This is a genomic window from Halorubrum salinum, assembly GCF_024494575.1.
Taxonomy (GTDB): Archaea; Halobacteriota; Halobacteria; order Halobacteriales; family Haloferacaceae; genus Halorubrum; species Halorubrum salinum.
Genome location: NZ_JANHDO010000001.1, coordinates 740,255 through 766,916 on the forward strand (window position 1 = coordinate 740,255; position 26,662 = coordinate 766,916).

Consider the following 26,662-nt stretch of genomic DNA (forward strand, 5'->3'; position numbering starts at 1 on the left):
GCGGTTCGACCCGGCGCGGCAAAAACCCGTCACACCGGTCCGCACACCAGTCGTCCCGTCGAACGGCTATCCACGACGGTGCATATATTCGTGCAGATAGAGAGTAACGTTTACACTACCGTGCGGTAACCCGTCGAGCATGACGGAGACCGTACTCCTCGTCGGCGGCGGCGGACGCGAACACGCGATCGCCCGCGCGGTGGCCGACGACTGCGCGCTGTACGCCTGCGCGAGCAACCGAAATCCGGGAATCAAGCGGCTCGCAGACGGGTTCGAGTCGATAGCCGAGACCGACGCGGCGGCGATAGCCGACTACGCGACGTCGGTCGGCGCGGACGTGGCGGTAATCGGTCCGGAGTCGGCGCTCGACGCGGGCGTCGCCGACGCGCTCGACGACGCCGGCGTGTACGCCTTCGGTCCGCGCGCCGCGGAGGCGCGGCTGGAGACCGACAAGGCGTACCAGCGCCGGTTCATGGACGAGGAGTCGATCCCGGGCTGTCCCGATTTCGCGGTGTTCGACGACATCGACGAGGCCTGCGCGTACATCGACGAGTACGACGGCGACCTCGCCGTCAAACCCGTGGGACTCACCGGCGGCAAGGGCGTGAAGGTCATCGGTGATCAGGTGACCGCCGAGGAGGCGAAGGCGTACCTCCGCGACTCCGAGTACGACCGCGTCGTGCTCGAAGAGCGACTGGTCGGCGAGGAGTTCACCGTGCAGGCGTTCGTCGCCGACGGGGACCTCCGGACGACGCCGGCGGTCCAAGACCACAAGCGCGCCTACGAGGGCGACGAGGGGCCGAACACGGGCGGAATGGGATCGTACACCGACACGGAGCCGTCGCTACCGTTTATGAACCCGGGCGACTACGACGCCGCGGTCGACGTGCTGGAGGCGGTCGTCGACGCGCTTCCCGCGTACAAGGGCGTCCTCTACGGACAGTTCATGCTCACGGACGAGGGGCCGAAGGTCGTCGAGTTCAACGCTCGCTTCGGCGACCCGGAGGCGATGAACACGCTCCCCGTCTTGGAGACGCCGTTCCTCGACGTGCTCACCGCCGCTCGCGACGGCGATCCGCTGCCGGAGCTCCGATTTTCCGGCGAGGCGACCGTCTGCAAGTACGCCGTGCCCGACGGCTATCCGACCGATCCGGACGCGGGCGCGAAGATCGCGGTCGACGAGACGAGCGTCGGCGACGCGCTCCTCTACTACGCCAGCGTCGACGAGCGCGAAGACGGGCTGTACACGACGACATCGCGGGCGTTCGCCGTCGTCGGCCGCGGCGACTCCATCGCGGCGGCGGAGGCCGAGGCGGCAGACGCGCTCGCCGCCGCCGGCGACCGCGTCCGCATCCGACACGATATCGGGACCGCAGACCTCGTCGAGCGGCGGATCGAACACATGGACGAGATCCGGTCCTGAACGGTCGCGGCCGGGCCGCCTCCGGCGGACATTTCAGAAGTTCCTAGCCGGCGTCTCGGGCACCCTTCCCGTCGGCTGGCGAACAGGCGATCCTCGCGACGGCACCACGGCGGTGGATCGCACGCCCGTCTCGGCCGACCGTGGGTCGGAGTTCCGTCGTGTGCGCGATGGCCGCGGCATGGTACTTGAACGATCGCCGGGGCGGGTTCCGCGGCAGCGACTCTTTTATCAGAGCCGCACGAACGTCGCGTCGTGAGCGACGACGCCGACGCGACGAACTCGGAGGAGAGCCGGCCGGACGAGACGGCCGCGGGCGCTGTCCGCGCCGACCGTCTGGATCGCTTCCCGACGCGAGGGCCGCGCAACTCGCTGTGGTCGTGGCCGGACGCGAAGTCGCCGCTCGCGGTCGTCCGCAACTACGTCGTGATCGTCCTCGCACGGATCTGTCCGAGTCTCCGGCTCAAAAACTGGCTGTTACGCCGGATCGGCGTGACGGTCGGGACGGGCGTCTCGTGGGGGCTGGAGTCGACACCCGACGTGTTCTGGCCGGAGCGGATCGCGGTCGGCGACGACGCGATCGTCGGCTACGACGCCACGCTGCTGTGTCACGAGTTCCTCCACGAGGAGTATCGCCTCGGCGACGTGGTCGTCGAGGAGCGGGCGATGATCGGAGCCGGCGCGGTCGTTCTCCCCGGCGTCACGATCGGCGCGGGTGCCCGCGTCGCGGCCAACTCGCTCGTCGCCGAGGACGTTCCGCCGAACGCGACGGTCGCAGGCGTTCCGGCGGAGGTCGTCTCGCGGGCGGACTCCACCGACTGACCGCGAACTACTCGGCCGCGTCGCCGCCCGGTCCGTCGGTCGCGTCGCCGTCACCCAGGTCGCCGTCACCCGGGCCGTCGCCGGATTCGGCGGCCGCCTCCGCGTCCGTGATGTGCGCTTCCGTGCTCACGCTCTCTAGGTCGACGCCGACCTCCCGGGCGACGGCGTCGAGGACCGCCCGCTGTTCGGCCATCTCGTTTTCGAGCCGCTGTACGCGCTCCGAGGTGTCGAGCACGGTCGACTGGGTCTGTTCGACCTCCGTCCTGAGTTCGTTTATTTTCTGGTACGTGCGCTCGGCCTTGTCTGCGAGCGTCTGGATCTTCTTCGCCGTGTCGCCGAATCCCATACCGGTCGGTGGACGCCGCGGTACCTGTGCCTTTCCTTCGCTCGTCGCCGTGTCCGGGCAGTTCGGAGCGCCGTCGTCGGCGCAGCGTCGGTGGGCTTTTGCCCGAACCGCCCGTCGTATCGGTATGCGCGTCGACCGAATCCTGTTGACGAACGACGACGGTATCGACGCCGTCGGGCTCCGCGCCATGCAGGACGCGCTCTCGGCCGACTACGACGTGGTGACCGTCGCGCCGACGGCCGACCAGTCGTCGACCGGGCGGACGCTCTCGGAGGGGGTCGCCGTCAGCGACCACGAACTCGGCTACGCGGTCGACGGAACTCCGGTCGACTGCGTCGTCGCCGGGCTCGACGAGCTCGTTCCCGACGCCGACCTCGTGGTCGCGGGCTGTAACGAGGGCGCGAACCTCGGCGCGTACACCCTCGGCCGGTCGGGGACCGTGTCGGCCGCCGTCGAGGCCGCCTTCTTCGACGTGCCCGCGGTGGCGACTTCGATGTACGTGCCCGGCGACGAGGACTGGTGGAAACGCGAACTGGAACCGGCGGAGTTCGCAAACGCGACGCGGGCGACGACGTTCCTCGTCGACCGGGCCGGCGAGACGGGGATATTCGACCGCGCCGACTACCTCAACGTCAACGCGCCGATCGCGGAGGCCGCGTCGGTCGGTGCCGACGGCGGCGCCGTAGAGGGCGACGGCCGTGACGCCCGCGCGCCGATGCGAGTGACCACGCCCTCGGAGTGGTACGGGATCGAAGCCACGCGGAACGGCGACGGACGCGTCTCCTTCTCCGACCCCATCTGGGGCCGGATGACGGCGGCCGACGTCCCGGACCCCGTCGGCACCGACCGACGCGCTGTCGTCGACGGAGAGGTGTCCGTCTCGCCGCTGTCGGTCCCCCACGAGGCCGCGTCTGACGCGGGACTCTCTCGACTCGCCGACGCGTACGGCGGGCGCTCGTGACTGCTACGGACGCTGAAAACCGAGACCGGCCTACTCCTCGTCGGCGCTGACCGTGACCTTCGCCTCGTTGACGACGCGGTCGCCCATCTCGTAGCCGGGCTCGTACACCTCGTGGACCGTCCCGTCCGGCTGGTCGCTCTCGACGCGGAGCATCACCTGATGCCGGGCGGGGTCGACATCGGAACCGGGCTCGGGGTCGATGGGTTCGACGCCCTCGTCCGCGAGCACCTCGTCGAACTTCTCTAGCGTGGACTCGACGCCGGGACGGAGGTCGCTTCCCTCCTCCTGATCGAGGGCGCGAAGCAGGTCGTTGCGGACCGGCGTGATCCGCTCGACGAGCGACTCGGAGGCGCGCTCGCGGATGTCCTCCTGCTTCTGTTTAGCGCGTTGCTTGTAGTTGCTGAAGTCGGCGCGGACGCGCGCGAGCTTGCTCGTCAGCTCGTCTATCTCCTCCTCTTTTTCGAGCAGTTCCGCCCGGGTCTCCGCCAGCTCGTCCTCCAGCGCGGCGACCTCTTCGGCGAGGTCCTCGTCGTGTTCGGCGACCGCGTCGGCGAGCGGGTCGCTATCGACTTCGTCCCCGTCTTCGCTCGGACCGCCGGCCGTCGCAGCGGCCGTCCCGTTCGATCTCGCCGCGTCTCGCGACTCGTCGGTGGCGGCCGCGGACGCGTCGGCCTCGGCGTCGTCCGGGGACTCGACCTCGACGTCGACGGCGTCGTCGTCGCTCATGTCCGATCGAAGTCGGTCGGCGGGCATAAGCGTTGCAGAACCGGACGGCGACGACTCGCCGGTGTATTTAGGTCGCGACGCCGAAGTGGGCGTCATGACCGCGCCGAACCGGAACACGCTGTGGGCTCGCGCCCTCGTGGACGAGCTCGTCGCCGCGGGCGTCGACGCCGTCGTCGTCTCGCCCGGCAGTCGGTCGACCCCGCTGACGACCGCCGCTGCCCGCGCCGACGACCTCCACGTCTTCTCGCAGTTGGACGAACGCTCGGCCGCCTACTTCGCTTTGGGTCGCGCCCGCCGGACTGGTGAGGTGACGCCGCTTATCTGCACCTCGGGCACGGCCGCCGCGAACTACCACCCGGCCGTGATGGAGGCCGACAACGCCCGCGTCCCGCTGCTCGCGCTCACCGCCGACCGACCGCCCGAACTGCGCGACTCGGGCGCGAACCAGACGGCGGACCAGGAGAAGCTGTACGGCGACGCCGTCCGGTACTACAAGGACCTGCCCGAGCCGGCGGCGGCAGACCGCGCGCTCCGCTCGCTCAGAACGACGGTCGCCCGCGCCGTCGCCGCCGCCGAGGGGACCGACGCCGGACCGGTCCACCTCAACGTCCCGTTCGCGAAGCCGCTGGAGCCGACGCCCGCCCCCGGCGACGTGCCCGACGACCTCGACCCCGTCGCCGCGTCGGGTCGCGAGGGCCCGTACGTCGACGTGACGCCCGGCGCGCCGGAGCCCGGCGACGACGAACTCCGTCGGCTCGCCCGCGACCTCGGAGACGCGGACCGCGGACTGATCGTCGCGGGGCCGGCCGACCCGCCCGGCCTCGACGCCGAGGCGGTGACGGCGCTGTCGCACGCGACCGGCTTTCCGATCGTGGCCGACCCGCTCTCCGGGGTCCGGTTCGGCGGGCACACGCGCGTCGCGCCCGTGATCGGGGCGTACGACGCGTACCTCTCCGAACCGCTCGCCGGTGACGGGGGCTCGGCGGCCGCGAGCAGCTGGGACGACCCCGAACTCGTCGTGCGGCTCGGCGCGTCGCCCACCTCGAAGCGCCTCCGTAAGTACCTCGCTTCGACCGGTGCCGATCAGTATCAGGTCGATCCCGCCGGCCGGTGGCGCGAGTCCGAGTTCGCCGCGACGGACCTCGTGGTCGCCGAGCCGAATCGCCTCTGCGCGCGGCTCTCGCGGCTCGCGGGCGGTGGAGACCCCGCCCCGGGGTGGCGCGCGCAGTGGGAGGAAGCGGACCGCGCGGCGCGGGCGGTCCACGCCCGCGAGCGCGACACCGACCGCGCGGTGGACGATAGCGCGGTCGACGGCGAGGGCCGCGGGTCGCCCGACGGCACAGCCGAGGGAGTCGACGACGGCTCTCCAGCCTTCCACGAGGGCGACGTCCTGCGCGTCGTCGCGGACGGCCTCCCGGACCCGGCGACGCTTTTCGTCTCCAACTCGATGCCCGTGCGAGACCTCGACCGGTTCGTCGGCCCGTCGACGGCGAGCGTGACCGCCCTCGGAAACCGCGGCGTCTCCGGGATCGACGGGATCGTCTCGGCCGCGCTGGGGGCGGGATCCGCGACGACGGACGACCTCACGCTCGTGGTCGGCGACATCGCGCTGTATCACGATTCGAACGGCCTCCTCGCGATCGATCGCTGCGACGTCGACGTGACGGTCGTGCTCGTCAACAACGACGGCGGCGGGATCTTCCACATGCTCCCGATCGAGTCGTTCGACCCGCCGTTCACGGGGCAGTTCAAGACGCCGCACGGGATGGGCTTCGAACCGATGGCCGACCTCCACGGGCTCTCGTACGCCCGGGTCGAAGCGCGGCCGGACGAACGCCCCGAGGGCGACTCCGAGCCGGTTGCCGAGGAACTCTCCGCGGCGTACGCGGCGGCCCGCGACGCGGACGGATCGCACCTGATCGAGGTTCGCGTCGACGCCGAGGCGAGCCACCGGACCCGCGACCGGCTCGAAGCGGCCGTCGAGGGCGCGGTTCACGGCGGGGACTGACGACCGACCGCCCGGTCGGATCGACCGCTCGCCGCCTCGGACCGGCGTAGACGACGCGCATAAGTCGCGGCTCCGCCTAGAACGCGTCGTGCAGGTCGTCGGCTACGAGACGGGCGAGGGGCTCTACGTCGAAAGCGGCGGCGCGGTCGAACTCGTGTCTGCCGCCGCCGGCGAGGAACTCTCTTTCGGCCTCGGCGACCGCCGCTGCGCCGGGACGGTCCACGAGGGCGAACACATCGCCTGCGACGCCGACGACGCCCCCTACTGTGAGGACCACGGCCACGTCTGGGTGTGCGCCCGCTGTACGGGAACGTGCCTCAAAGACGAGATGGACTGCCACGAGGAGCACGCGATGTACCTCGCGGCGTTCGCACCGGACGTGTTGAAAGTGGGAGTCACGCGGCTGTGGCGGCTGGAGACGCGACTTCGCGAGCAGGGCGCGGACCGGGCGGCCCACGTCCGGACGTTCCCGGACGGCCGGGTCGCTCGCGAGGTCGAGGCCGAACTGGCGACGCGCGACGACCTCGTCGACAGGGTCCGCGTCCCGACGAAGGTCGACGGACTCGGACGCGAGGTCGACGCGGCGGCGTGGGAGACACTGCTCGACGGCTTCGATCCCATCGAGCGGTTCGCGTTCGACTACGGGCTCGACCTCGACGAACGCCCGGTCGCCGAGACGATGGCGGCCGGCACGGTCCGCGGCTGGAAGGGCCGAGTGCTGGTGCTCGACCGCGGCGGCTCGACGTACGCGGTCGACGCGCGCGACCTCGTCGGCTACGAGCTCACCGAGGACGTGCCCTCCCGCGAGCTGCAGTCGAGCCTCGGCGCGTTCGGTCGGTGACCGGCGACGGGAAACGAGGCTTTAATTCCGCGAGCGCGTCAGGGAGAGCCGTGGACCCCGACCGGATCCCGACCGAGTTCCCCGCGCCGAGCTTCCGCGGCGCACAGCGACAGGCGCTCGCGGACATCCGCGACGCGTTCGCCGCCGGCAACGACGTCGTATTGGTCCGCGCGCCGACCGGCAGCGGCAAGTCGCTGCTCGCGCGCGCCATCATGGGCGCGGCCGACACCGTCGAGGAGACGGCGCCGAGCGAGGCGACCGGCGCGTACTACACCACGCCGCAGGTGTCGCAGATCGACGACGTCGAGGCCGACGACCTCCTCGACGACTTGGCGGTCATTCGGGGGAAATCGAACTACGACTGCATCCTCCCCGGCGAGCACGACACGCCGGTCAACCGCGCCCCCTGCGTCCGCCAGCGGGGGTTCGACTGCTCGGTGAAACACCGCTGTCCGTACTTCTCCGACCGCGCCATCGCCTCCGGGAACCGATACGCCGCGATGACGTTAGCCTACTTCATGCGAACCGCCGGTTCGGAGGTGTTCCGCAAGCGCGATGTCGTCGTGATCGACGAGGCCCACGGGCTCGCGGAGTGGGCGGAGATGTACGCGACGATCGACCTCTCGCCGGGGCGCGTCCCGGTGTGGGACGAGGTCGGCGTCCCCGACGTGGCGGCGGACGCCGGCCCCGAGGAAGACGCCCTCGACCGGACCGCGCGCTTCGTCGAATCGCTTCGCGACACCGCTAAGCGGGCGAAAGACGAGCTGACGGGGCGAGCGGAGCTCGACCGCGAAGAGGTCGCGCGCCGGGACCGGCTTCAAGAGCTCGAAAGCGAACTCGGCTGGTTCCTGGAGGACTACCGTGACCCGGAGTCGCCGACGACGTGGGTCGTCGACCAGCCGGACGGCGAGGGGTCGGCGATAGCGATCAAGCCCCTCGATCCCGCGCGGTACCTCAGACACACCGTCTGGGACCGCGGGAACAGGTTCGCCCTGCTGTCCGCGACCATCCTCTCGAAGGACGCGTTCTGTCGGGGCGTCGGCCTCGACCCCGCGAACGTCGCCCTCGTCGACGTCGAGCACACGTTTCCCCTCGAAAACCGGCCGCTCTACGACGTGACGCAGGGGTCGATGACCTACGAGCACCGCGACGAGACGGTGCCGAAGATCGCCCGCCTGATCGTGCGCCTGATGGCGAACCATCCCGACGAGAAGGGACTCGTCCACGCGCACTCGTACGACATCGCCGGGCGGCTCACAGAGCTGCTGGGCGAGTTCGGCGTCGCGGCGCGGGTGCGCCGGCACGGACGCGACGACCGCGACGCGGAGCTTGCGGCGTGGCGGGCGAGCGATAAGCCGTCGGTGTTCGTCTCGGTGAAGATGGAGGAGGCGCTCGACCTCCGCGACGACCTGTGTCGGTGGCAGGTGGTGTGTAAAGCGCCCTACCGCAACACCAACGACTCGCGGGTCGCCCGCCGGCTGGCCGACGGGCAGTGGGCGTGGTACCACCGGACCGCGCTCCGGGCCGTGATACAGGCGTGCGGGCGCGTCGTGCGCGCGCCGGACGACCACGGTGTGACCTACCTCGCCGACGACTCCCTCCTAGATCTCTTCGACCGCGCCGAAACCGACACCCCGCCGTGGTTCCGCGACCAGATCGACGCGATGACGACCCCGTCGCTGCCCGAGTTCGATCCGGCGGCCGCCCTCGCCGGGATCGACGCCGAGCCGTCGGGGCCGTCCCGTGCGGGCCGGCGGCGCGGAGGGGGCGGCCGCCCGACGGACGCCGCCGCGAGCGGTCGGACTCGCGACGCGGGACGCGCCGGTGCGTCGAAGTCACGGTCGGAAAGCGGCGAGGGCGGCGACGCCGGAAGCGACGACGCTGGCGGAAGCGGTACGACTCGGTCGGAAACCGACGCCGAGCGCCGGCGGAATCACCCGCTCTCCGACGTCTGGGGCGACGGCTGACGCTGTCTCCCCCCGCTTCGATCGCCCGCATCTCGGGGGACGGACGTCTCAGAGCAGTGAGATGCCCCACGCGACCATCGAGCTCATCATGAGGAACGCGAAGAACAGCGCGATGAGCTGTTGTCTCTCCATACGCTCCGATCCGTCGCAGACGCTGATAATTCCTGCGGGGTGGACCGGGGATCGCCCGCGGCGCGGACCGCTGAACGCCCGTGGTACGGTAGTGGTTATACCTCACGACACTGATCGATCGTCAATATATATCGTATAAGGTGTATCAGGACCATGAATGAAGTAGTAACCTTCATAATCCCTCATTCCCCTACTGGAGGTATGGTCACACACGGGCTGTCGAGTGCGCTGACGCTGTACGGTTCGCGAACGCTGACACTCTCGCAGGCGGCCGCGCAGGCCGGTCTCAGCGAGCCGGAGTTCATCGACCAGCTAGAGCGCCGCGGCATCGACGTCCCCGACTCGGAGCGCGCCGCCGCACTCGGTGAGGAACCGTCGGTCCACGCGGACTGATCGACAGTCCGTCTCTCTCCCCAGTCTCCTCGCCCTCCCCGCCCTCCCCAGTCTCTTCGCTCTCCTCGCTGCCGCGCAGATCGCCTCGATCAGTCGCGATGGCTACGGGACTGCGCCCGTCTACGCCTCGGGGACGAGGTGGACCGTCCCGCCGTGTTCGAACGCGAGGACGGTGTCCGCGTCGTCGTCGACGAACTCGGGATTCGGGACCGTCTTCGCTTCGTAGGTGGTCGGATCGAGCACTTGGATAGCGTTCTCGTCTTCGACGGTCACCACGGTCGTCTCCGCGGCGTCGTCTCGGGTCCCGAGCCGCGTCGCGTCGGGTGCCTCTGCGTCCTCGAACTCGGAGGTGTACGCCTTCCCGGTCGCGAGCCGGACGCCCTGGAGCCGGCCCGACACGCTCGTGACGAGCACGGGGCCGCCGCCGTCCTCGGGGTCGAGTATCTCCCCTTCGGCGTACCGCGGGAGGCGGACCGCGAACGTCACGCGGTACACTTCGTTGCCGTCGCCGTCCTCGGTAACGAGCGTGGGATACGACTCGAAGCTGCCGCCGAGCCGGTCCGTGATCCGCGTGGCGACGTTCTGGGCGAGCCGGTTCGACGAGAGCTTCACGTCGGGGCCGTCGTCGGTCTCTTTCACTTCGGTGATGAACGCTTCGCGGTCGCCGTCGGCCTCCTGTTTCGCGACGTACGACTCCGCGATCGTCAGCGCCTCCGCGCGCTCTTCCGGCGTCAGGTCGCGCTCGTCCGCGCGGATCTGGACGATCCCGGCGTAGTAGCCGCCGGCGATGCGTCCACAGCGGTCGCAGGTACCCCGAGATATCTTGACCGGAACGGTGACCTCCGCGGAGCGGAGCGTCCCGCGGACGACGCCCGAGAAGCGACAGTGCATACGGATGGCGTTCTCGTCGACTTGCTCGGGCTCGACGCCCCACTCCACCTCTTCGGCGTCGACGTGAACGCCGAGCCGTTCCGCGACCTCGTCGACGGCGACGTCGGTGTAATCGCGTGCTCCGACGTCTCGCCACGACTCGCCGCGCCGGACCGCGCCGCACCCGGAACAGACGAGCACCTCGATCCGGTCCGGGGCGTCGACGAGGTCGAAGTCCTCGAAGTAGCAGTCATCACACAACAGCGCGTCCCGTCCGCCCGGATCGCCCGGCAGCGGTTCGCGCCGCTCGGCGACCGCGTCACCGCAGCGCGGACAGAACTCCCGCGATTCGCTCATTGCCGTGAGATACGTCGAGGAGCCGTTTAAGCGGCGCGGACCGGGGCCACCAAGCGGTGGCGAACGGACCGACGGCCACCGACCGCGTACCCCATCTTCCAGCGCCGCCGACGCCGATCCCTCCGAAATCGTTTTTCGCGCGGGCCGTGAACGGGCGAGTATGAGCGAGAACCCCGACGACGAGCGGCTACAGGAACTTCGCGAGGAGAAGATGGAAGAGCTTCGCGAGCGGAAACAGCAGGGCGGAACGGACCCCGAAGCCCAGAAGGAGGCCCAAGAGCGCGCGGACGCACAACAGGAGGCGGTGCTCAAGCAGTACCTGACCGACGGTGCGCGCCAGCGACTCAACGCGGTCGAGATGTCCAAACCGGAGTTCGGCGAGAAGGTGAAACAGCAGGTCGCCGCGCTCGCACAGAGCGGCCGCATCCAGGGGCGCATCGACGAAGACCAGATGCGCGACCTCCTGAAGGAACTCCAGCCCGACCAGCAGAGCTTCGACATCCGGCGGCGATAGATGGAACTCGCGCTGCTGTACAGCGGGGGGAAAGACTCGTCGCTCGCCGCCCATCTGCTCGACCGATTCTACGACGTGCGGTGTGTCACCGGTAGCTTCGGGCTCACCGACGACTGGGAACACGCCGAGCGCGCGGCCGCGGAGCTCGGCTATCCGTTCGAGCGGGTCGACCTCGACGACGAGGTGGCCGCGGCGGCCGCAGAACGGATGATAGCGGACGGGTATCCCCGCAACGGAATCCAGCGCGTGCACGAACACGCGCTGGAGGTGGTCGCGACCCGAGACGTCGACGCCGTCGCCGACGGAACGCGCCGGGACGACCGCGTGCCGACGGTCTCGCGCGCGCAGGCGCAGAGCTTGGAGGACCGCCACGGCGTCGACTACATCTCACCGCTGTCCGGGTTCGGCCGTCACGCCGTCGACCGCCTCGTCGAGGCGACCTTCGACGTCCAGCAGGGACCGAGCGAGGAGGTTCCCAAGGCCGACTACGAGGACGAACTCCGGACGCTCATCGCCGACGAGCACGGAGAGCAGACGGTCGACGAGGTGTTCCCGGACCACGACCAGACCTACGTGCACGGCCGGAACGGGTGATGCTGTGACGGCGGCAGCGAGTACGCTCCTGTAACCGTCCGTCTCAGCGGCTGTGATGACCTCTGCTCACTACCGCTGTGTGACACGACCGCCGGTAGCGTTTTGTCTTGGTGATATGTATCACACCACATGCCAGTGACGCGCCCGCTTGACGGTATCACCGTCGTCGAACTCGGACAGGTCGTGGCCGGACCGTTTGCGGCGATGACGCTCGGTGACTTGGGTGCCGAAGTGATCAAGATCGAACCGCCGGAGCGCGGTGATCTCGCTCGAAGCGTCGAACCGTCTCCGGAGTATTTCGACACGGTAAACCGGAATAAACGGAGCGTCGCAGTCGATCTGAAATCCGAGGCCGGGCAAGCGGTCGCCCTGGATTTGTTGACCGAGGCCGACGCGTTTATCGAGAACACCAAGCCGGGGCGTATCCACACGTTCGGCCTCGATCGCGATGCAGTCCGCACTGTCAATCCGCGCATCATCTACTGTACGATAACCGGGTTCGGCGCTGACAGCCCGTATGAAGACGTTCCGGCCTTCGATATGATCATCCAGGCGATGAGCGGAATCATGGGCTTGACCGGGCGCGAGGGAGACCCGCCCCTGTGGTCGGGACTTCCGAGCGGCGATCTCGCCGCATCGATGTACGCAACGCAGAGCGTCCTTGCGGCGCTGTACGCGCGAGAAACCGGACAGATCGACGGCGAGTACGTCGAAGTTCCCATGCTCGATGCGGCGATCTCGTGGCTGTGTTCGCGCGCGGCGTACACGTTCAGACACGACGAACCGCGCCCTCGAACGGAGCGGCACACCGGGATGGCACCGTTTGGCCCCTTCACGTGTGAAGACGGACGGATCGTCGTTGCAGCGGGCACCGATCCCCTTTGGCGGGGGCTCTGTGGCGTGATCGACCGCGGTGACTTGGCCGAAGACGGCCGGTTCGACTCGATACCAGATCGGCTCGCCAACCGACCGGCGCTGATCGATGAACTCGACGAGACGTTCGCCGCGCAGTCTCGTGACTATTGGCTCGAACGGCTCCACGAGAGACAGATACCCGCAGCACCGATCTACGACACGAAAGAGGTGTGGGAGGACGAACACGTCCTACGACGGGGTCTGCGAACGGCCATGTCTCGACCCGGGGCTCCGGACGCGGAGGTCATCGCTCCGCCGGCGCGGTTCGAGCGACTCACGACAGACTATCGAGACCCGCCGCCGTCGCTCGGCAGCGACACCGACGCCATCCTGTCCGAGGTCGGGTATGACGCAGCCGAGATCGACGCTCTCCGTTCGCGGGGTGCGGTTGAATAACCGGGAGATCGACCCCCGCGGGAACGAGACCGACGACGGATCGCAACCCGGTGGTATCAGCCTCGAACCGGCAGGGCGGCTCAGGGCTTATCCGTCTCGTTCATCCAGTTGATCGCCGCTCCGACGCCCTCCTCGTCTCGTATCTCGAAGAATTTCTGTCCGGGACCGGTCTGATGTGACAGGGTCGCAAGATACCCGCTGTTTCTGACCGCCGGGCGGTATCCTTGCATCTCGACGACGTCATTGAGCATGTGTTTGGTGATCTGGACCGTCGCGCTGGGGGTTTTCTTGATCGCCGCGACCTCTTCTAGTGCCTCGTCGATCAACACGTCGTGGGAGACGATTCGGTTCACCATGCCGATACGCTCGGCTTCCTCGGCACCGATCGTTTTGCCCGTGTACAGTAGTTCCCGAGCGTGCTTGATGCCGATGACGAACGGGTAGATAAGAGACAGCGACATCCCGCCCATCCGGACGCCCGGATAGCCGAACGTTGCGCGATCGCTCCCGAGCGTGATGTCACAGGTCAGGGCCAGATCGCTTCCACCGGCGAGCGCCGCACCGTTGACCGCGGCGATCACCGGAACGGTGAGTTCGTGAATCGCCGTGAACAGCGGAAGGACACGCTGTTGGCGCGCGAGGCCGTCTTCGACGGTCGGTGACCCGTCCTCGCTCGTGCCGCCGGATTCGGAGAGGTCGTATCCGGACGAAAAGGCATCTCCGTTTCCGGTTATCACGACGGCACGAACCTCCTCTGTCGCCTCGGCGGCTTTCACTGCGTCCGTGAGTTCGGCGACCAACGCCTCGCTGAGGGCGTTCTTCTTTTCGGGGCGATTCAGTCTGAGAAGCGCTGCTCCGTCTGTGACTTCGTATTCCACGAGCGGATCGCTCGACATTCTCTAGTGATTTTCACCTCGCTTAATGAATACAGCGGTGTGTTCGATCTTGTCTAGCACGATCGGTGGGCGGCGGGCCGTCGCCCACGAGAGCTTCAATACAAACCGAGACCGGCTCTCCGATAGCGCGGCCGGGGTCGCGACATCCCGGTCGATGTCGCAGCGGTTCAGCCGACGGCGACCGAACGGATCAGTTCCCGTCGGTCGTGTCCGGAACGTCGACGTTCCCGGCGATGATCTCCTCGCGGGCGTCGGCGACCGCCGTGGCGATATCGTCCGGCACCTGATCGCCGATCTCGTTCCCGTATACGCACTCGACGCCGTCGGACTCCAGTCCGAGCGCGACGGTCTCACCGCCCTGATGCTCGCCGTCGATGACGTTCGCGATCGACTCGTAGACCGCGGTGTCGACGCGCTTCACCATCGACGCGAGGATCACGTCCGCGAACGACTCCTCGGTTATCGACTGGTCTTGGTCGACCCCGAACGCGAACCGGCCCTCCGCTTGGGCGGCCTGGAAGACGCCGACGCCCGTCGCACCGGCGGCGTGGTAGACGATGTCGGCACCGCTCTGGTACATCGAGAGCGCCGCCTCCTGTCCCCCGGATGGGTCGGCGTAGCTGCCGACGTAGCTCGTAGTGACGTCGACGTCGTCCGACGCGTAGTCGACGCCGGCCTCGAAGCCGGCCTGGAACCGGCGGATGACCGGACTGTCGATGCCGCCGACGAACCCGACGTTCGTCGAGTCGGGGTCTGTCTCGCCCGCGCCCGCGGCGAAGTCCGTCTCGGTCAGACGTGCGGCGAGGACGCCCATCAGGAACGATCCCTCCTCCTCGCGGAACAGATAGCTCGCGACGTTCGACTCTTCTACGGTGGTGTCGACGACCATGAAGTCCTGATCGGGGTACTGAGGCGCGGTCTCGGAGAGCGCGTCGCCCTGGTTGAACCCGATACAGGAGACGAGGTCGTACGCCGGGTCGGTCGAGCTCGCGTACCGCTGTTGGAACCGCCCGAACTCGCCCGCGCCGTCCGGTTCGGCCTCGTTGTACTCGATACCGAACTCCTCTTCGGCCTGCAAGAGCCCCTGCTGGGCCGCGTCGTTGAACGAGTTGTCCCCGAGCCCGCCGTCGGAGTAGACGATGCCGACCCTGGCCGGAACGTCGTCTGCGCCGTCCGCGCCGTCTCCGTCGCTCCCGTCGGAGCCATCTCCGCCGCCGCCGTCGCTTCCATCAGAGTCGTCTTCGTCGTCGGAGCCGTCGCCGCTCGGCCCGCCACTGCAGCCGGCGAGCCCGGCCAGGCCCGCCGCGCTCGCCGCCTTGAGAAGTCGCCGCCGATCGATCTCGGATTCCATGTCACCTACAACGGAGCGCGAGCGAGCCATAAATTCGTCGCTCCGGGCGTCTCGCGGGCGTCATTGGCCGCGTCTCTGCCGACATGCGTCTGCATCCGCGGCCCGACGCACACCTGCATCCGCGGCCCGACGCGGCCGCCAGCGTCACTCCACGTCCGTCGCGTCAGCGACCGCTCCGACGGCCGTCTCGACGACCGCTTCGGTCTCCGCGATCAGCTCGTCGACGGCGTCGCTTTCGGCGTACACGCGGACGTACGGCTCGGTCCCCGAGGGACGGACGAGGACCCACGAGGCGTCCGGGAACTCGAGGCGCACGCCGTGGTCGGTGTCGACGTCTGCGTCGGGGAACGCGTCGGGGAGGGCCGTTTCGAGCCGCGCCATCGCGTCGGTCTTAGCGTCGTCGGGACAGTCGACGCTGACCTTGCGATACGGGCGCTCCGCGATCGGTTCTCGGAGCCCGTCGAGCCCCTCGTCGGCAACGAGCCGAGCGATCACGGCCGCGGACGCGACGCCGTCGATCCACTCCCCGAACCCGACGTGAACGTGCTTCCACGGCTCCGCGGCGAAGACGACACGAGTGTCGTCGCCGGTCGCCGTCGCCGTCTCCCGCACGGCCGCGATCCCCTCGTGGAGGGCTCCGAGCCGCACGCGCTCGACCCGCCCGCCGGCCGCCCGGACGCGCTCGTCGATCCGACCCGAGGCGTTCGGCGTGGTGACGACCACCGGGTCTGCGGCGTCGCTCTCGCGGGTGTACCGCTCGGCGAGCATCGCGAGGACGGTGTCCTCGTGGACGACCTCACCGTCGGCGTCGACGACCACGATCCGGTCCGCGTCGCCGTCGTGACCGATGCCGAAGGCGAACCCCGCGTCGTCTCCGCCCTCGCCGGCGTCGTTGGCGTCGGCGACGAACGCACGGAGGTCGGCGAGCGTCTCCGGCGTCGGCTTGCTCCCGCGACCGGGGAAGTGGCCGTCGACGTTCCCGTTGAGGGTGACGACGTCGGCACCGAGTTCGCGGAGCACGGTCGGCGTCGCCGGCGCGCTCATTCCGTTTCCGCAGTCGACGGCGATCCGGAGTCCGTCGAGGTCGGTCCCGAACGCTTCCGCGTACTCACACACCGCGTCGAGATAGCTCGCGAGCGTGTCGACGCGCTCCGGGTCCGTCCACTCGTCCCACGCCGCCGGCGACGAGCCCGCCTCGACGCGCGACTCGACGGCGCGCTCGGCGTCACGGTCGAACTCGCTGCCGTCGCGGAACAGCTTGATCCCGTTGTCGGCCGGCGGGTTGTGCGAGGCCGTGAGCATCACGCCGTAGCGCCCCTGCGAGGCGTACGCGAGCGCCGGCGTCGGTAGCTGACCTGCGCGTTCGACCGCGACGCCGCCCGACGCGACTCCCGCCTCCATCGCGGCCGAGAGCGCCGGGCCGGTCACTCGTCCGTCGCGCGCGATCACGACCTCGGGGGCCGGATTCGTTGCGGCGTCGGTGGCGTCCGTGTCCTCCGTGGCGTCCGCGTCTCCGCCGTCGCTCTCGTCCCCGCCGTCGGCGACCGACTCGCTCTCGCGCACCGCTGCCGCGACCGCCCGCCCGACGGCGAGCGCGAGTTCGGGGGTGACCCGTTCCGTGGCGCTCCCGCGGACTCCCGCGGTTCCGAACAGTTCCATGGTCGGAGTGTCGCGGGCGAGTCGTTAGAAGTCGTCGGTCGCGAGCGGGTCACAGTGGGTCGCGGCGAGTCTGGAAGCGGGCGGAACCGGCGGCCGTGGTAGTTACAACGCTCGCGGACGCACGGCCGACCGATGACCGATCGAACGCGAGCACACGTGCACGTCTCCGGCCGCGTCCAGGGCGTCTACTACCGCGCGACCACCCGCGACACCGCCCGAGAAGTAGGGGTCGACGGCTGGGTCCGCAACCTCGACGACGGCCGCGTCGAGGCCGTCTTCGAGGGCGAGGAGGCGGCCGTTCGAGAGATGGTCGACTGGTGTGAGACCGGGAGCAAGGCGGCCGAGGTCGACGAGGTCGACGCGACCTACGGGGAGCCGAAGGGCCTCGACGGCTTCGAGGTCAGATGGTGACTGCTCGGCCGAGCGAGCGGCTACGGCCTGACCGCGTCTCCGGGGCGGTCGCGGACGCCGAGCGCTTCGAGCGCGCGCAACACGATCACCGCCTCGACCACGTCGCGCTCTTCGGTGTACGGGTCGTCGACCGCGTCGAGAGTTGCTTCGGCTTCGCGCTCCAGCCGAGACTCTAGCTCGGTCTGATCCGTCTCGGCCTTCGTCGCCGACAGCAGCGCCTCGTGGTCCTCGCGGAGGTCCAGGGAGACGTGCGCGGCGTTACACCGCGAGAGCGGGTGAGTGTCCATCTCGACGGCGAGGTCGCGCACGAGGTCCCAGTCGTCGGCACAAAAGCGGAGCGTCACCGTCCCCACCACGTCGCGCCACGCGATCGGTTCGCCGTTCTCCATGAGCCGGAGCGCGCGCGGCGGCACCGCGATCCGGGTGTGGGTGTCGTCGCGGCCGCACAGACAACAGGGAGTGTTCTTCAGTCCGGCGTACACGGCGAGTCGTTGGGGCCGGACGGTGGTGTGCGTTTCGCCGGCAGAAACGTCGGTCAGGCGTTACACTCGGCGAGCCACTCGTGGGCCCACTCGTCGATCTCCTCGAAGACGGGCGCGAGCGACTCGCCTTTCGGGGTGAGACTGTAGTAGGTCGCCACGGGCGAGTCCTCTTCGAGTCGGCGGTCGACGAACCCCGTCTCTTGGAGGTCGTCGAGCACGCGCGAGAGGGTGCGGGCGTTGGCGTCGGTCTCGCGTTTCAGCTCGTTGAACCGCGACTCGCCGTTCAACAGCTCGTGGAGGACGACGAGCCGCCAGCGCGATCCGATCTGTTCGAGCGAGTCGACGACGGGACACGGCGTCTCCGGGGGGGACGCCGCGTCCGACCCGGACGCGGCGTCGGCCGTCTCCGTCGGATCCCCGTCGGCGAGTTCTGGTGAGGACATCGGTGTTACCTGCTTACCCGATTGTCCGGGAATCGATATATAGGTTACGTCCGTATACGTAGTTACACGATGTTAGCTGAAATCACGACGCTACCGCTTCAGTTCGACACGCCCTTCGCGGGCGAACTGTTCCTGCTCGGTCGGGTCCTGTTCGGCGCGACGCTCGCGTTCATGGGACTGAACCACTTCGGTGACCTCGACACCATGGCCGGCTACGCCGAGTTCAAGGGGCTTCCCGCCCCGCGCTTCTCGGTCGTCGCCTCGGGCCTCCTCCTCGCGCTCGGCGGGGTCGGCGTCGCCGCCGGCGCGTTCCCCGTGCTCTCGGCGGGCGCGCTCGCCGCCTTCCTCGTCGTCTCCGCCGTGACGATGCACGACTTCTGGTCGGTCGACGACCCCGAGGAGAAGCAGAGCGAGATGACGAGCTTCCTGAAGAACGTCTACGGTGCGGGCGCGGCGCTCGCGCTCCTCGCCGTCGGCGGCACCGCGTGGCCGTACGCGCTCGGCGTCGGTCTGTTCTGAGCCGGCGGGGCGCTCTTCGTCGCTTCGGACCGCTCGCCAGTATCACTAACTGACTCCGCGACGACTCCCGACACAGGATTCATGACCGACGCGCCACCCACCACCGGCTTACACCACGTGACGAACATCTGCACCGACATGGACGAGACCGTCGCGTTCTACGAGGACGCCCTCGGCTGGCACACGGTCAAGCGGACCCAGAACTACGACGACCCGGGGACGCCGCACTACTACTTCTCGTCCACGCCCCAGGGCGAGCCCGGCACCACCGTCACCTACTTCGAGTATCCGAACTCGCAGGGCGCGCCGGGGCCGGGCGCGAGCCACCACTTCGCGTTCGGCGTCGACGACGAGGCGACGCTCCGCGAGTGGCAGACACACCTGCGCGAGCGGGGCGTCCGCGTCTCCGAGATCAAAGACCGCACGTACTTCAAGAGCATCTACTTCAGCGATCCCGACGGGCTCGTCTTCGAACTGGCCACGGAGGGGCCGGGATTCACTCGCGACGAGGAGGAACCGGGCAGCGACGAGATCGACCCGTTCGAGCGGGGGTACGAGCGCTGATGGCGGACGAAGAGGGAGGCACCCGCCGCGCGGGCGACGACACCCACCGGAGCGGCGGGCCGGACGCCTTCGGATCGCCGTACCGGCTGCTCTCGACCGCGGTGACGCCCCGACCGATCGCGTGGGTCTCCTCGCGCGGGCCGGCCGGTGAGAACCTCGCGCCGTACAGCTTCTCCACGGTCGTCGCGGTCGACCCGCCGGTCGTCGGATTCGCGCCGGTGGCGACCGAGGCGAACCCGAAGGACACGCTCGCGAACGCGCTCGAAACCGAGGCGTTCGTCGTCAACGTCGTCACCGCCGACCTCGTCGAGGCGATGAACGCGTCGAGCGCGACGCTCGACGCCGGAGACAGCGAGTTCGACCACGTCGGGATCGAGCGCGTCGAGGCGGCTCGGGTGGACGCGCCGCGGGTCGCCGACGCGGCCGTCGGACTGGAGTGCGAACTGTACGACGCAGTCGAGGTCGGCACCTCGACGCTGGTGCTCGGTGAGGTCGTCTACGCCCACGCCGACGAGTCCGTTCTCACCGACGGCCAGATCGACGTCGATCGGCTCGACACGGTGGGTCGGCTCGCCGGCGAGTGGTACGCCAGCACCGACGACCGATACGAGATCGAGCGGCCGCCGTAGCGGCCGCGAGACGGTCGGCGTCGCGTTCGGCGTCGCGGCCGACCGGCGAGCACGGCGGGCCGTTCGCTCCGCCGTCCGACCCGCTCGCGGACGCGTCCGTCAGTCGTCCCAGCCGCGGCGCACCGGTTCCTCGCTGGCGTTGACGTTCGAAAGCAGCCACTCGACCGCGGCGTCGATCGCCGCTTCGTCGGTCCCGGTCACCTTCAGGCGGTTGTGGTCCGCCTCGCGGTCGGGGTAACAGCCGACGGCGACGTCGAAGCGATCCATGGCCGCCTCCAGCGCCGGGACGATGTTCGATTCGGGTTCGACCGTGTAGAGGAACCGCGACCGGCGGTCGCCGGCGAACTCGTCGGAGACGGCGCCGAACATCGATTTCAGCTCGTCGGGAATGCCCGGCATGACGTAGACGCCCTCGACGACACAGCCCGGGGCGAGTCCGGCCTCGTTCAGGAGCGGCCTGCTCCCGGTCGGGATCGCGGCCTCCGCGTCGACGTCCACGTCGACGTCGCGGTCGGGGATCCGCTCGCGGACGACGGCGAGTCGACGTTCGACGGCCTCTCGCGTGAGGTCAGTCGGGGCCAACTCCCGGCCGAACGCGTCGGCGACGGCCTCCATCGTCACGTCGTCGGGCGTGCTCCCCAGTCCCCCGGTGACGATCACGGCGTCGAAGGCGTCGGCGTACTCGCGCGCCCGGTCGGCGATGACCGGCCTGTCGTCGGGGACCGAGAGGATCCGGGGAACGGCGACCCCTCGGTCGCCGAGCTCGGTCGCGAGCCAGTTCGCGTTCGTGTTCACCGTGTCCCCCGAGAGCAACTCGTCGCCGACCGTGATCAACGCGACCTCCATCGGACCCGTGTACGACGCCGAGACGGATGTGCGTTTCCCGTTCGCGTCCGCCGTCCGCGACCGTCACGTGTTCGCTATAGAGGGCTCAATACCGCTCCCCAGCGCCCGATACGCCTCATATACACGCTTAGGTGGGCGATCCGCGAGGCGTGGGGTATGACCACGGCCGACGGTACACGCCCGACGGGCCTCGGGGCGCTCGACGACGCCCGAGAGGCGATTCGGGTCGAGCGGCGTCGCGTCGGCGACGAGCGGGAGGCGTTCCGGGCGTTCCGCACGCGTGTCGGATCGATCTCGTCGGAGCCGATCGATCCGGGCGACGGCTGGGACGCGTCGGCACGCGGTGTCGCCGGGGGCGGCGGTCCCGAACGGGTTCGGAACGTCTCCGGGTACGCCGGCGTCGCCGACTCCGGAGAGCCGATCGACACGCGCGCGCCGGCCGGCTCCGGGCTGGTCGGGGTCAGGGACGCGTACGTCGAGACGGTGATGTCGGTCCCCCACTACGACGTCGAGTACGACGACACCTACGAGCGGAGCGTCCGCGAGGAGTTCGGTCCGGAGCTCGGCTTCGCGCTCACGCGGACCTCGCGGTTCCACGCGGAGTACAAGCGGTCGTTGGTCGACGCCGTCGACGCGGCGATCGACGAGCGCGAGCGGTTCCTCGACGTGATCGACACCGAGTCGGAGTCCGTCGCACGCGCCGAATCGCGGCTCGCGGCGATCGCCGACGAACGCGAGGCGATGGCCGAGGAGGTGCACGCGGACGCGGACTTCGGCGCGCTCGACGCGTGTCGCGCGCGAACGGACGCCCTCACGTCCGACTGCGACCGCATCGCCGCCCGGCGTCAGCGAGCGATCGCCGACGCCGAGCGCGCGCTCGCGCTCGCCGACGACGCCGACGTGCAGACCTACCTGTACCAGGACCTTCCGGTGACGTATCCAGTCCTCGCGGCGGTCGGTGACGTCGGTGACAGGCTCGACGCGCTTCGTCACTCGATCGAGCGGGCGGCGGCGGGCGAGACGTGAGAACGGCGGACGGAGCCTGCTCCACCGATCGACAGTCGAGGGGCGGTCAGTCCGCGGCCGCGCTCTCGTCGCCGCCGAGTCCCGCGTCGCTCGGCGGGCGCAACAGGAACGTGGCGAGGCCCGCGGCGATGGCGAGCGCACCGCCGAGCGCGAACGTCGGCTCCCAGCCGAACCGGGCGACGAGGTAGCCGGCCACGGTCCCGGCGAAGACGCCGCCGCCGACCTTCGCCGTGTAGAGGACGGCGTAGTTGCCCGAGGAGTTCCACGCGCCGTAGTAGTCCGCGACGATCGAGGGGAAGAACACGTACAGCGGCGAGGAGAAGAACATCGCCGCCATCACGAGCGCGACGAACGGGATCCCCGCCTCGGCGCGGCCCGCACCGATGAGGCCGAGCCTGAACACCCCGGCGAGGACGAACGAAACGGCCATCACCCACGTGCGGTCGAACCGGTCTGACGCCTCGCCGAGGATCATGCGCGAGACGCCGGCGGCGACGGGGAGGAGCGTCGCCGCGGCGGTCGCCACGACCGCGGCCAGTCCGAAGTGGTCTGCGAACCGCACGACGTTGGCGGTGACGATGAGGTCGGCCCCGGCGGTCGCGATGAACATGGCGTAGAGGAGCCAGAACTGCCACGTCGAGAGCATCTCTCGGGTCCCGTAGTCGCGGCCGCGAAGCGACGCCGCCACGCCGCTGTCGTCGGTCGCATCGGCGGGCTCCGAGACGACCTCCTCTCCGCCGTCTCCGACGTCGCCGGCGTCGCTGTCTTCGTCGCTGTCGTCGTCGAGCCAGTCGTCCGGCGGGTCTTGGAGGAGGTACGCGCCGACGAGCGTCACGAGGAGGATCGCGACGCCGAGGTTCCGGAGGACATCGGCGTAGGCGCCGACGGTGGCGTTCGCGCGGACGTACGGGACCACGAGCGCGCTCCCGCCCGCGAACGCCATCGTTCCGATGCCGGTGGTGAGGCCGGTGCGGTCGGGGAACCACTTGACTGCGGTGTTGACGGCGACCGTGTAGACGATCCCGACGCCGACTGCCCCGAGCGAGTACAACAGGTACAGCTGCCAGACCGCGGTCGCGTACGCGAGCCCGACGTACCCTCCACCGGCGAGCACCGCGGCGAGAAACGTCAGCGTCTTCGGCCCGTGTCGGTCGCGCCACTTCCCGGCGGGAAACTGCGAGAGCGACTGGAAGACGACGTAAAACGAGAACACCGCGCCGAGCGCCGGCAGCGCGATGTCGAGGTTCGCCGCGAGCGGCTGCTCGATCGAGGACCACACGTACTGGTACGGACTCACCGCGGCCATCATCCCCGCCGCGGCGAGGATCTGCCACCACCGCGAGAAGCCGAGCGTGTCGGCCGCGCGGCGCGCGTAGTCGACGCCTCCGTCGGTCTCTCCGTCAGCCATCGGTTCGCTCCGTCGCGTCGGCGGTGTGTGTGGATATCATGTGGCCTCCCCTGTGACGGTCCGCGTCGTTCCGGTACAAACCGACTCGCCAGTTAAAACGCGCCGTTGCAGTCGTTCTTGCCGTCGCGGTCGCGAACGGATGCGATGGTATCGCATCTCCCCCGATCGGACTGCGATCGTCGAACAATATCCGTGAGAAATTCCGTATCGATCTCGATCGAGACATAGATAATGATAATCGTTTATCCTGTCGAAAACCGTTAAGAGGCGGCCGCTCCTACGCGTATTCGAGAGAATCCGGTGCTCGCCGATCGGCGAGGCCGGCACCGACACCATGTCAGCCGACTCAGACGCCTCCGACTCGCCGAACAGCCCATCGACCGTCACGCACTCGCCAGCAGCCGCGCCCTCGGGGTCGGATTCGGCCGGATCGCTCTTCGACCGCGTGCTCGTCGTCACCGCGGACACCGACGCCGGCCGTGCCGCGGTCGACGCCGGCGTCGAGATCGCGGCCACCCACGGTGCGAGCGTCGACGCCCTGTACGTCGTCGACACCACGGAGCACTGGGACATGGCGGTCGAGCGACACGAACGCGAGGGAGAGACGCTCGTCGAGGCGGCCGAGTCGCGCGGCGCGGCGGTCGGCGTCGACGTGGACAAGTGGTTCCGGTACGGGACTGCCCACGAGGAAGTGCTCGATTTCGCCGCTTCCCACGACGCCGACCTGATCGTCGTCGGCTCCGCGCGCCGGACCGGTCTCGATCGGCTCGTCCACCCGGAGACGCTCCCGGTGAGAGTGCAGCGTGCGGCGTCCGCGCCCGTGTTGGTCGTCGGCGCGGACGACTGAGTCGGAAGCGGACGGGTCGGGTCGAAGACGATTCGGGCCGAGGACAGAGTCGGTCCACAATCCGCTGTTCTGCTCGGAGCGGGACGACGCCGAGACCGGCGTGTGTCCGCCCCGACGCCACCGGTTAAGTGAGTGTGACACGTACGACGGACGTGACTAACATCGGCATCGTCGGCGCGGGGGCGGCCGCGGCGGCCGCGGCGTTCGTCCTCGCGGACGCGGCTCCCGACGCCGACGTGACAGTGCTCGAAAAGTCCGGCGGACTCTGCGGCCGCGCGGCCACCCGCCGACACGAAGACCTGACCTACGACTACGGCGCGAACTACCTGAAGTCGGACGACGACCGCGTCGTCGAACTCGTCACGGAGACGCTAGACGACGAGGGGCTCGCCGACATTGACGAACCCGTGTACACCTTCGACGCCGACGGCGCGGTGTCGCCCGGCCGCGACGCCGACGATCGGAAGTGGAGCTATCGGGGCGGGCTCACCCAGATCGCAAAGCGACTGTTCGCGCGGACGGACGCGACCGTCCACCGCCGCACCCGCGTGGAGACGGTCCGTCAGGTCGGGAGCGACACCGCGGCCGGCGACGACGATACCGGTGAGGCCGGCGACGACGAGAGCGCTGAGGACGCTCGTTGGGAACTCGTCGACGCGGACGGAGAGGCGTGGGGGCCGTTCGACCGGCTCCTCGTGAACCCGCCGGCACCGCAGACCGCGGACCTCCTCCGGACCGCGGAGTGGGACTCGCCGGTCCGCGATCGGCTCGTCGACGCCGTCTCGGCCGTCGAGTATCGCACGATCTGGACCACGGTGGCGCGCTACCCGTTCGAGATCGACGTGCCCTACTACGGGCTGGTCAACGCCGACAAAGACCACGCCGTCGGCTGGATCTCCCGCGAGGAGTGCAAGGCGGGGCACGTCCCCGACGGCGAGACGCTGCTCGTCGTGCAGGCGAACGACGACTGGTCCCGCGCACACTACGACCGCGACCCCGCGGAAAACGCCGCCGAACTCGCCGAGCACGCGGCCGCGATCGTCGGCGACGACCGCCTCTCCGACCCGGACTGGACGGACACGCAGGGGTGGCGCTACGCGCTGCCCGAGTCCGGGGTCGACACCGACCCGGTCGACGCGGCGCGCGGGTCGGGGCTGTACCTCCTCGGCGACTGGGTCGCCGGCGAGTCGCGGCTCCACGCGGCGATCGGCAACGGGCTCGACGTCGGAGAGCGCGTCGCCGACGGCTTGTGACCCCGTGGCGTCGGTCACCCGTGCGGCCTGTCGACTCGCCCGCTTGCGAGACGCGCCGACTCCCCCGAGACGTTTATCCGCGCCCGCCGGCGACTCCCGACATCGCATGGCCGAGCCGATCCTGAAGTGGGCGGGCGGTAAGCGACAGCTGCTCGACGAGCTGTACGCCCGGTTCCCGGTCGACTACGACCGCTACCACGAGCCGTTCCTCGGCGGCGGCGCGGTCTTCTTCGATCTCGAACCCGCGGACGCGACCGTCAACGACGCGAACCCGCGGCTCGTCAACTTCTACGAACAGGTCCGCGACCGGCCGGACGCGCTCGTCGAGCGGCTGCGGTCGTTCGACGACCCCGAGTCCGAGCCGGACCCCGACCTCCCGTACGCCGAGGAGACGGCGCGAGGCCGCTCCGTCGAGAGCTACTACTACCAGCAGCGCGCGCGGTTCAACCGCCGGCCGTACGAGGGAGAGTTCGACCCGCTCCAGGAGGCCGCGCTCCTGTTGTACCTCAACCGGACCTGCTACAACGGGCTCTACCGCGAGAACGCTGACGGCGGGTTCAACGTGCCGGTGGGCCGGTACGCGAATCCCGACTGGGTGCAGCGCGACCGGGTTCGGGCCGCGAGCCGCGTGCTGACCGACGCGTCGGTCCGAAACGAGGACTTCGCGTACGTGCTCGACGCCGCCGAGCCGGGCGATCTCGTCTACTTCGACCCGCCGTACGAGCCGATGAGCGCGACCGCGAGCTTCACCGAGTACAGCGCCGATGGGTTCGACCGCGCGGACCAGACGCGACTGCTCGAGGTCGCGAGCGACCTCGACGACGCCGGGGTGTCGATCGTGGTGAGCAACAGCGGAGTCATGTCCGAGCCGTACGCGGAGGCGGGGTTCCGCGTCGACATCGAAGACGCCACGCGCGCCATCAACAGCGACGGAGCGAACCGCGACGCGGTCGACGAGATCGTCGCGACGAACGTGCCACCGAGCGAGCGCCGGGAAAGCGGTCAGCGGGAGCTTCCGGAGTTCTGATCCGCGCCGGCGACCGCATGGGGCGGGCTTTTTCACCAC

28 protein-coding genes are annotated in these 26,662 nt (G+C 69.4%); 18 read left to right on the forward strand and 10 right to left on the reverse strand.

The annotated features are described in order from the left end of the window. Positions 1–139 precede the first annotated feature (139 nt). On the forward strand, positions 140–1,423 hold the full coding sequence (purD, locus tag NO930_RS03970) for a phosphoribosylamine--glycine ligase (RefSeq protein ID WP_256402562.1): 1,284 nt from the start codon (positions 140–142) through the stop codon (positions 1,421–1,423). A 252-nt stretch (positions 1,424–1,675) separates the two neighbouring features. Beyond that, positions 1,676–2,242 carry an acyltransferase gene (locus tag NO930_RS03975; protein WP_394348283.1) on the forward strand — a complete coding sequence of 189 codons (567 nt, stop codon included), beginning with the start codon at positions 1,676–1,678 and terminating at the stop codon, positions 2,240–2,242. A 7-nt stretch (positions 2,243–2,249) separates the two neighbouring features. Here the strand turns inward: NO930_RS03975 and NO930_RS03980 are convergent, their stop codons facing one another. Then, a complete protein-coding gene (locus tag NO930_RS03980; RefSeq protein WP_092566848.1) occupies positions 2,250–2,588 on the reverse strand; it encodes a DUF5798 family protein in 339 nt (112 codons plus the stop codon). A gap of 124 nt (positions 2,589–2,712) precedes the next feature. On the opposite strand from NO930_RS03980, the gene surE reads away from it, so the two are divergent. Beyond that, the gene (gene surE / locus NO930_RS03985; protein ID WP_256402563.1) at positions 2,713–3,549 is read left to right on the forward strand and encodes a 5'/3'-nucleotidase SurE; all 837 of its coding nucleotides are present in this window, start codon (positions 2,713–2,715) and stop codon (positions 3,547–3,549) included. A gap of 30 nt (positions 3,550–3,579) precedes the next feature. Here surE and NO930_RS03990 read toward each other — a convergent pair whose 3' ends face one another. Further along, on the reverse strand, positions 3,580–4,275 hold the full coding sequence (locus tag NO930_RS03990; protein WP_256402564.1) for a nucleotide exchange factor GrpE: 696 nt from the start codon (positions 4,273–4,275) through the stop codon (positions 3,580–3,582). A gap of 94 nt (positions 4,276–4,369) precedes the next feature. Here NO930_RS03990 and menD point away from each other — a divergent pair, with 94 nt between their 5' ends. The 4 genes from menD to NO930_RS04010 all read left to right on the forward strand — a co-directional run bounded on the left by menD (position 4,370) and on the right by NO930_RS04010 (position 9,616). Further along, positions 4,370–6,283 carry a 2-succinyl-5-enolpyruvyl-6-hydroxy-3-cyclohexene-1-carboxylic-acid synthase gene (gene menD, locus NO930_RS03995; RefSeq protein ID WP_256402810.1) on the forward strand — a complete coding sequence of 638 codons (1,914 nt, stop codon included), beginning with the start codon at positions 4,370–4,372 and terminating at the stop codon, positions 6,281–6,283. A gap of 88 nt (positions 6,284–6,371) precedes the next feature. Beyond that, positions 6,372–7,124, forward strand: coding sequence for a DUF2797 domain-containing protein (locus NO930_RS04000; protein ID WP_137784216.1), 753 nt, complete (start codon positions 6,372–6,374; stop codon positions 7,122–7,124). A 50-nt stretch (positions 7,125–7,174) separates the two neighbouring features. After that, a complete protein-coding gene (locus NO930_RS04005) occupies positions 7,175–9,091 on the forward strand; it encodes a helicase C-terminal domain-containing protein (RefSeq protein WP_256402565.1) in 1,917 nt (638 codons plus the stop codon). 333 nt (positions 9,092–9,424) lie between these two features. Further along, positions 9,425–9,616, forward strand: coding sequence for a DUF7317 family protein (locus NO930_RS04010; RefSeq protein WP_256402566.1), 192 nt, complete (start codon positions 9,425–9,427; stop codon positions 9,614–9,616). A gap of 120 nt (positions 9,617–9,736) precedes the next feature. On the opposite strand, the gene NO930_RS04015 is transcribed toward NO930_RS04010, so the two are convergent. Beyond that, entirely contained in the window at positions 9,737–10,843 is a 1,107-nt protein-coding gene (locus NO930_RS04015) for a 60S ribosomal export protein NMD3 (RefSeq protein WP_256402567.1), read from the reverse strand. A gap of 160 nt (positions 10,844–11,003) precedes the next feature. Here NO930_RS04015 and NO930_RS04020 point away from each other — a divergent pair, with 160 nt between their 5' ends. The 3 genes from NO930_RS04020 (at position 11,004) to NO930_RS04030 (ending at position 13,262) form a co-directional block, all read left to right on the forward strand. Beyond that, the gene (locus tag NO930_RS04020; protein ID WP_049983087.1) at positions 11,004–11,357 is read left to right on the forward strand and encodes a DNA-binding protein; all 354 of its coding nucleotides are present in this window, start codon (positions 11,004–11,006) and stop codon (positions 11,355–11,357) included. Further along, positions 11,358–11,951 (forward strand): DUF7411 family protein, encoded by a 594-nt coding sequence (locus tag NO930_RS04025; protein WP_256402568.1) that lies wholly within the window; start codon positions 11,358–11,360, stop codon positions 11,949–11,951. A gap of 129 nt (positions 11,952–12,080) precedes the next feature. Beyond that, positions 12,081–13,262, forward strand: a complete 1,182-nt coding sequence (locus NO930_RS04030) for a CaiB/BaiF CoA transferase family protein (protein WP_256402569.1) — start codon at positions 12,081–12,083, stop codon at positions 13,260–13,262. Between the two features lie 80 nt (positions 13,263–13,342). Here the strand turns inward: NO930_RS04030 and NO930_RS04035 are convergent, their stop codons facing one another. From NO930_RS04035 to NO930_RS04045, 3 genes are all read right to left on the reverse strand, one after another. Next, positions 13,343–14,158 carry an enoyl-CoA hydratase/isomerase family protein gene (locus NO930_RS04035; RefSeq protein ID WP_137783889.1) on the reverse strand — a complete coding sequence of 272 codons (816 nt, stop codon included), beginning with the start codon at positions 14,156–14,158 and terminating at the stop codon, positions 13,343–13,345. 190 nt (positions 14,159–14,348) lie between these two features. Beyond that, positions 14,349–15,509, reverse strand: a complete 1,161-nt coding sequence (locus tag NO930_RS04040; protein ID WP_256402570.1) for a BMP family lipoprotein — start codon at positions 15,507–15,509, stop codon at positions 14,349–14,351. Between the two features lie 144 nt (positions 15,510–15,653). After that, positions 15,654–17,168 (reverse strand): phosphohexomutase domain-containing protein, encoded by a 1,515-nt coding sequence (locus NO930_RS04045; RefSeq protein WP_137784339.1) that lies wholly within the window; start codon positions 17,166–17,168, stop codon positions 15,654–15,656. A gap of 132 nt (positions 17,169–17,300) precedes the next feature. Here NO930_RS04045 and NO930_RS04050 point away from each other — a divergent pair, with 132 nt between their 5' ends. Then, entirely contained in the window at positions 17,301–17,579 is a 279-nt protein-coding gene (locus NO930_RS04050; protein ID WP_137784734.1) for an acylphosphatase, read from the forward strand. A gap of 20 nt (positions 17,580–17,599) precedes the next feature. Here the strand turns inward: NO930_RS04050 and NO930_RS04055 are convergent, their stop codons facing one another. Next, positions 17,600–18,061 carry a DUF7960 family protein gene (locus NO930_RS04055; protein ID WP_256402571.1) on the reverse strand — a complete coding sequence of 154 codons (462 nt, stop codon included), beginning with the start codon at positions 18,059–18,061 and terminating at the stop codon, positions 17,600–17,602. A 53-nt stretch (positions 18,062–18,114) separates the two neighbouring features. After that, positions 18,115–18,504 (reverse strand): winged helix-turn-helix transcriptional regulator, encoded by a 390-nt coding sequence (locus NO930_RS04060; protein WP_256402572.1) that lies wholly within the window; start codon positions 18,502–18,504, stop codon positions 18,115–18,117. A 69-nt stretch (positions 18,505–18,573) separates the two neighbouring features. Here NO930_RS04060 and NO930_RS04065 point away from each other — a divergent pair, with 69 nt between their 5' ends. The 3 genes from NO930_RS04065 to NO930_RS04075 all read left to right on the forward strand — a co-directional run bounded on the left by NO930_RS04065 (position 18,574) and on the right by NO930_RS04075 (position 20,216). Next, a complete protein-coding gene (locus NO930_RS04065) occupies positions 18,574–19,023 on the forward strand; it encodes a DoxX family protein (protein ID WP_256402573.1) in 450 nt (149 codons plus the stop codon). 81 nt (positions 19,024–19,104) lie between these two features. After that, positions 19,105–19,587, forward strand: coding sequence for a VOC family protein (locus tag NO930_RS04070; protein WP_256402574.1), 483 nt, complete (start codon positions 19,105–19,107; stop codon positions 19,585–19,587). Then, positions 19,587–20,216 (forward strand): flavin reductase family protein, encoded by a 630-nt coding sequence (locus tag NO930_RS04075; protein WP_256402575.1) that lies wholly within the window; start codon positions 19,587–19,589, stop codon positions 20,214–20,216. The genes NO930_RS04070 and NO930_RS04075 overlap by 1 nt, the downstream gene beginning before the upstream one ends. Positions 20,217–20,315: 99 nt before the next feature. Here the strand turns inward: NO930_RS04075 and NO930_RS04080 are convergent, their stop codons facing one another. Beyond that, positions 20,316–21,062 (reverse strand): competence/damage-inducible protein A, encoded by a 747-nt coding sequence (locus NO930_RS04080; RefSeq protein WP_256402576.1) that lies wholly within the window; start codon positions 21,060–21,062, stop codon positions 20,316–20,318. A gap of 156 nt (positions 21,063–21,218) precedes the next feature. On the opposite strand from NO930_RS04080, the gene NO930_RS04085 reads away from it, so the two are divergent. After that, a complete protein-coding gene (locus NO930_RS04085; RefSeq protein WP_256402577.1) occupies positions 21,219–22,088 on the forward strand; it encodes a DUF7260 family protein in 870 nt (289 codons plus the stop codon). A gap of 46 nt (positions 22,089–22,134) precedes the next feature. On the opposite strand, the gene NO930_RS04090 is transcribed toward NO930_RS04085, so the two are convergent. Continuing rightward, a complete protein-coding gene (locus NO930_RS04090; RefSeq protein WP_256402578.1) occupies positions 22,135–23,496 on the reverse strand; it encodes an MFS transporter in 1,362 nt (453 codons plus the stop codon). Positions 23,497–23,830: 334 nt separating this feature from the next. Between NO930_RS04090 and NO930_RS04095 the strand changes: the two genes are divergently transcribed. The 3 genes from NO930_RS04095 to NO930_RS04105 all read left to right on the forward strand — a co-directional run bounded on the left by NO930_RS04095 (position 23,831) and on the right by NO930_RS04105 (position 26,623). Next, on the forward strand, positions 23,831–24,343 hold the full coding sequence (locus NO930_RS04095; protein WP_256402579.1) for a universal stress protein: 513 nt from the start codon (positions 23,831–23,833) through the stop codon (positions 24,341–24,343). A gap of 152 nt (positions 24,344–24,495) precedes the next feature. Beyond that, entirely contained in the window at positions 24,496–25,596 is a 1,101-nt protein-coding gene (locus tag NO930_RS04100) for an NAD(P)/FAD-dependent oxidoreductase (protein WP_256402580.1), read from the forward strand. A gap of 106 nt (positions 25,597–25,702) precedes the next feature. Continuing rightward, complete coding sequence (locus NO930_RS04105; protein WP_256402581.1) at positions 25,703–26,623, forward strand: DNA adenine methylase; 921 nt, start codon at positions 25,703–25,705, stop codon at positions 26,621–26,623. Positions 26,624–26,662 lie beyond the last annotated feature (39 nt).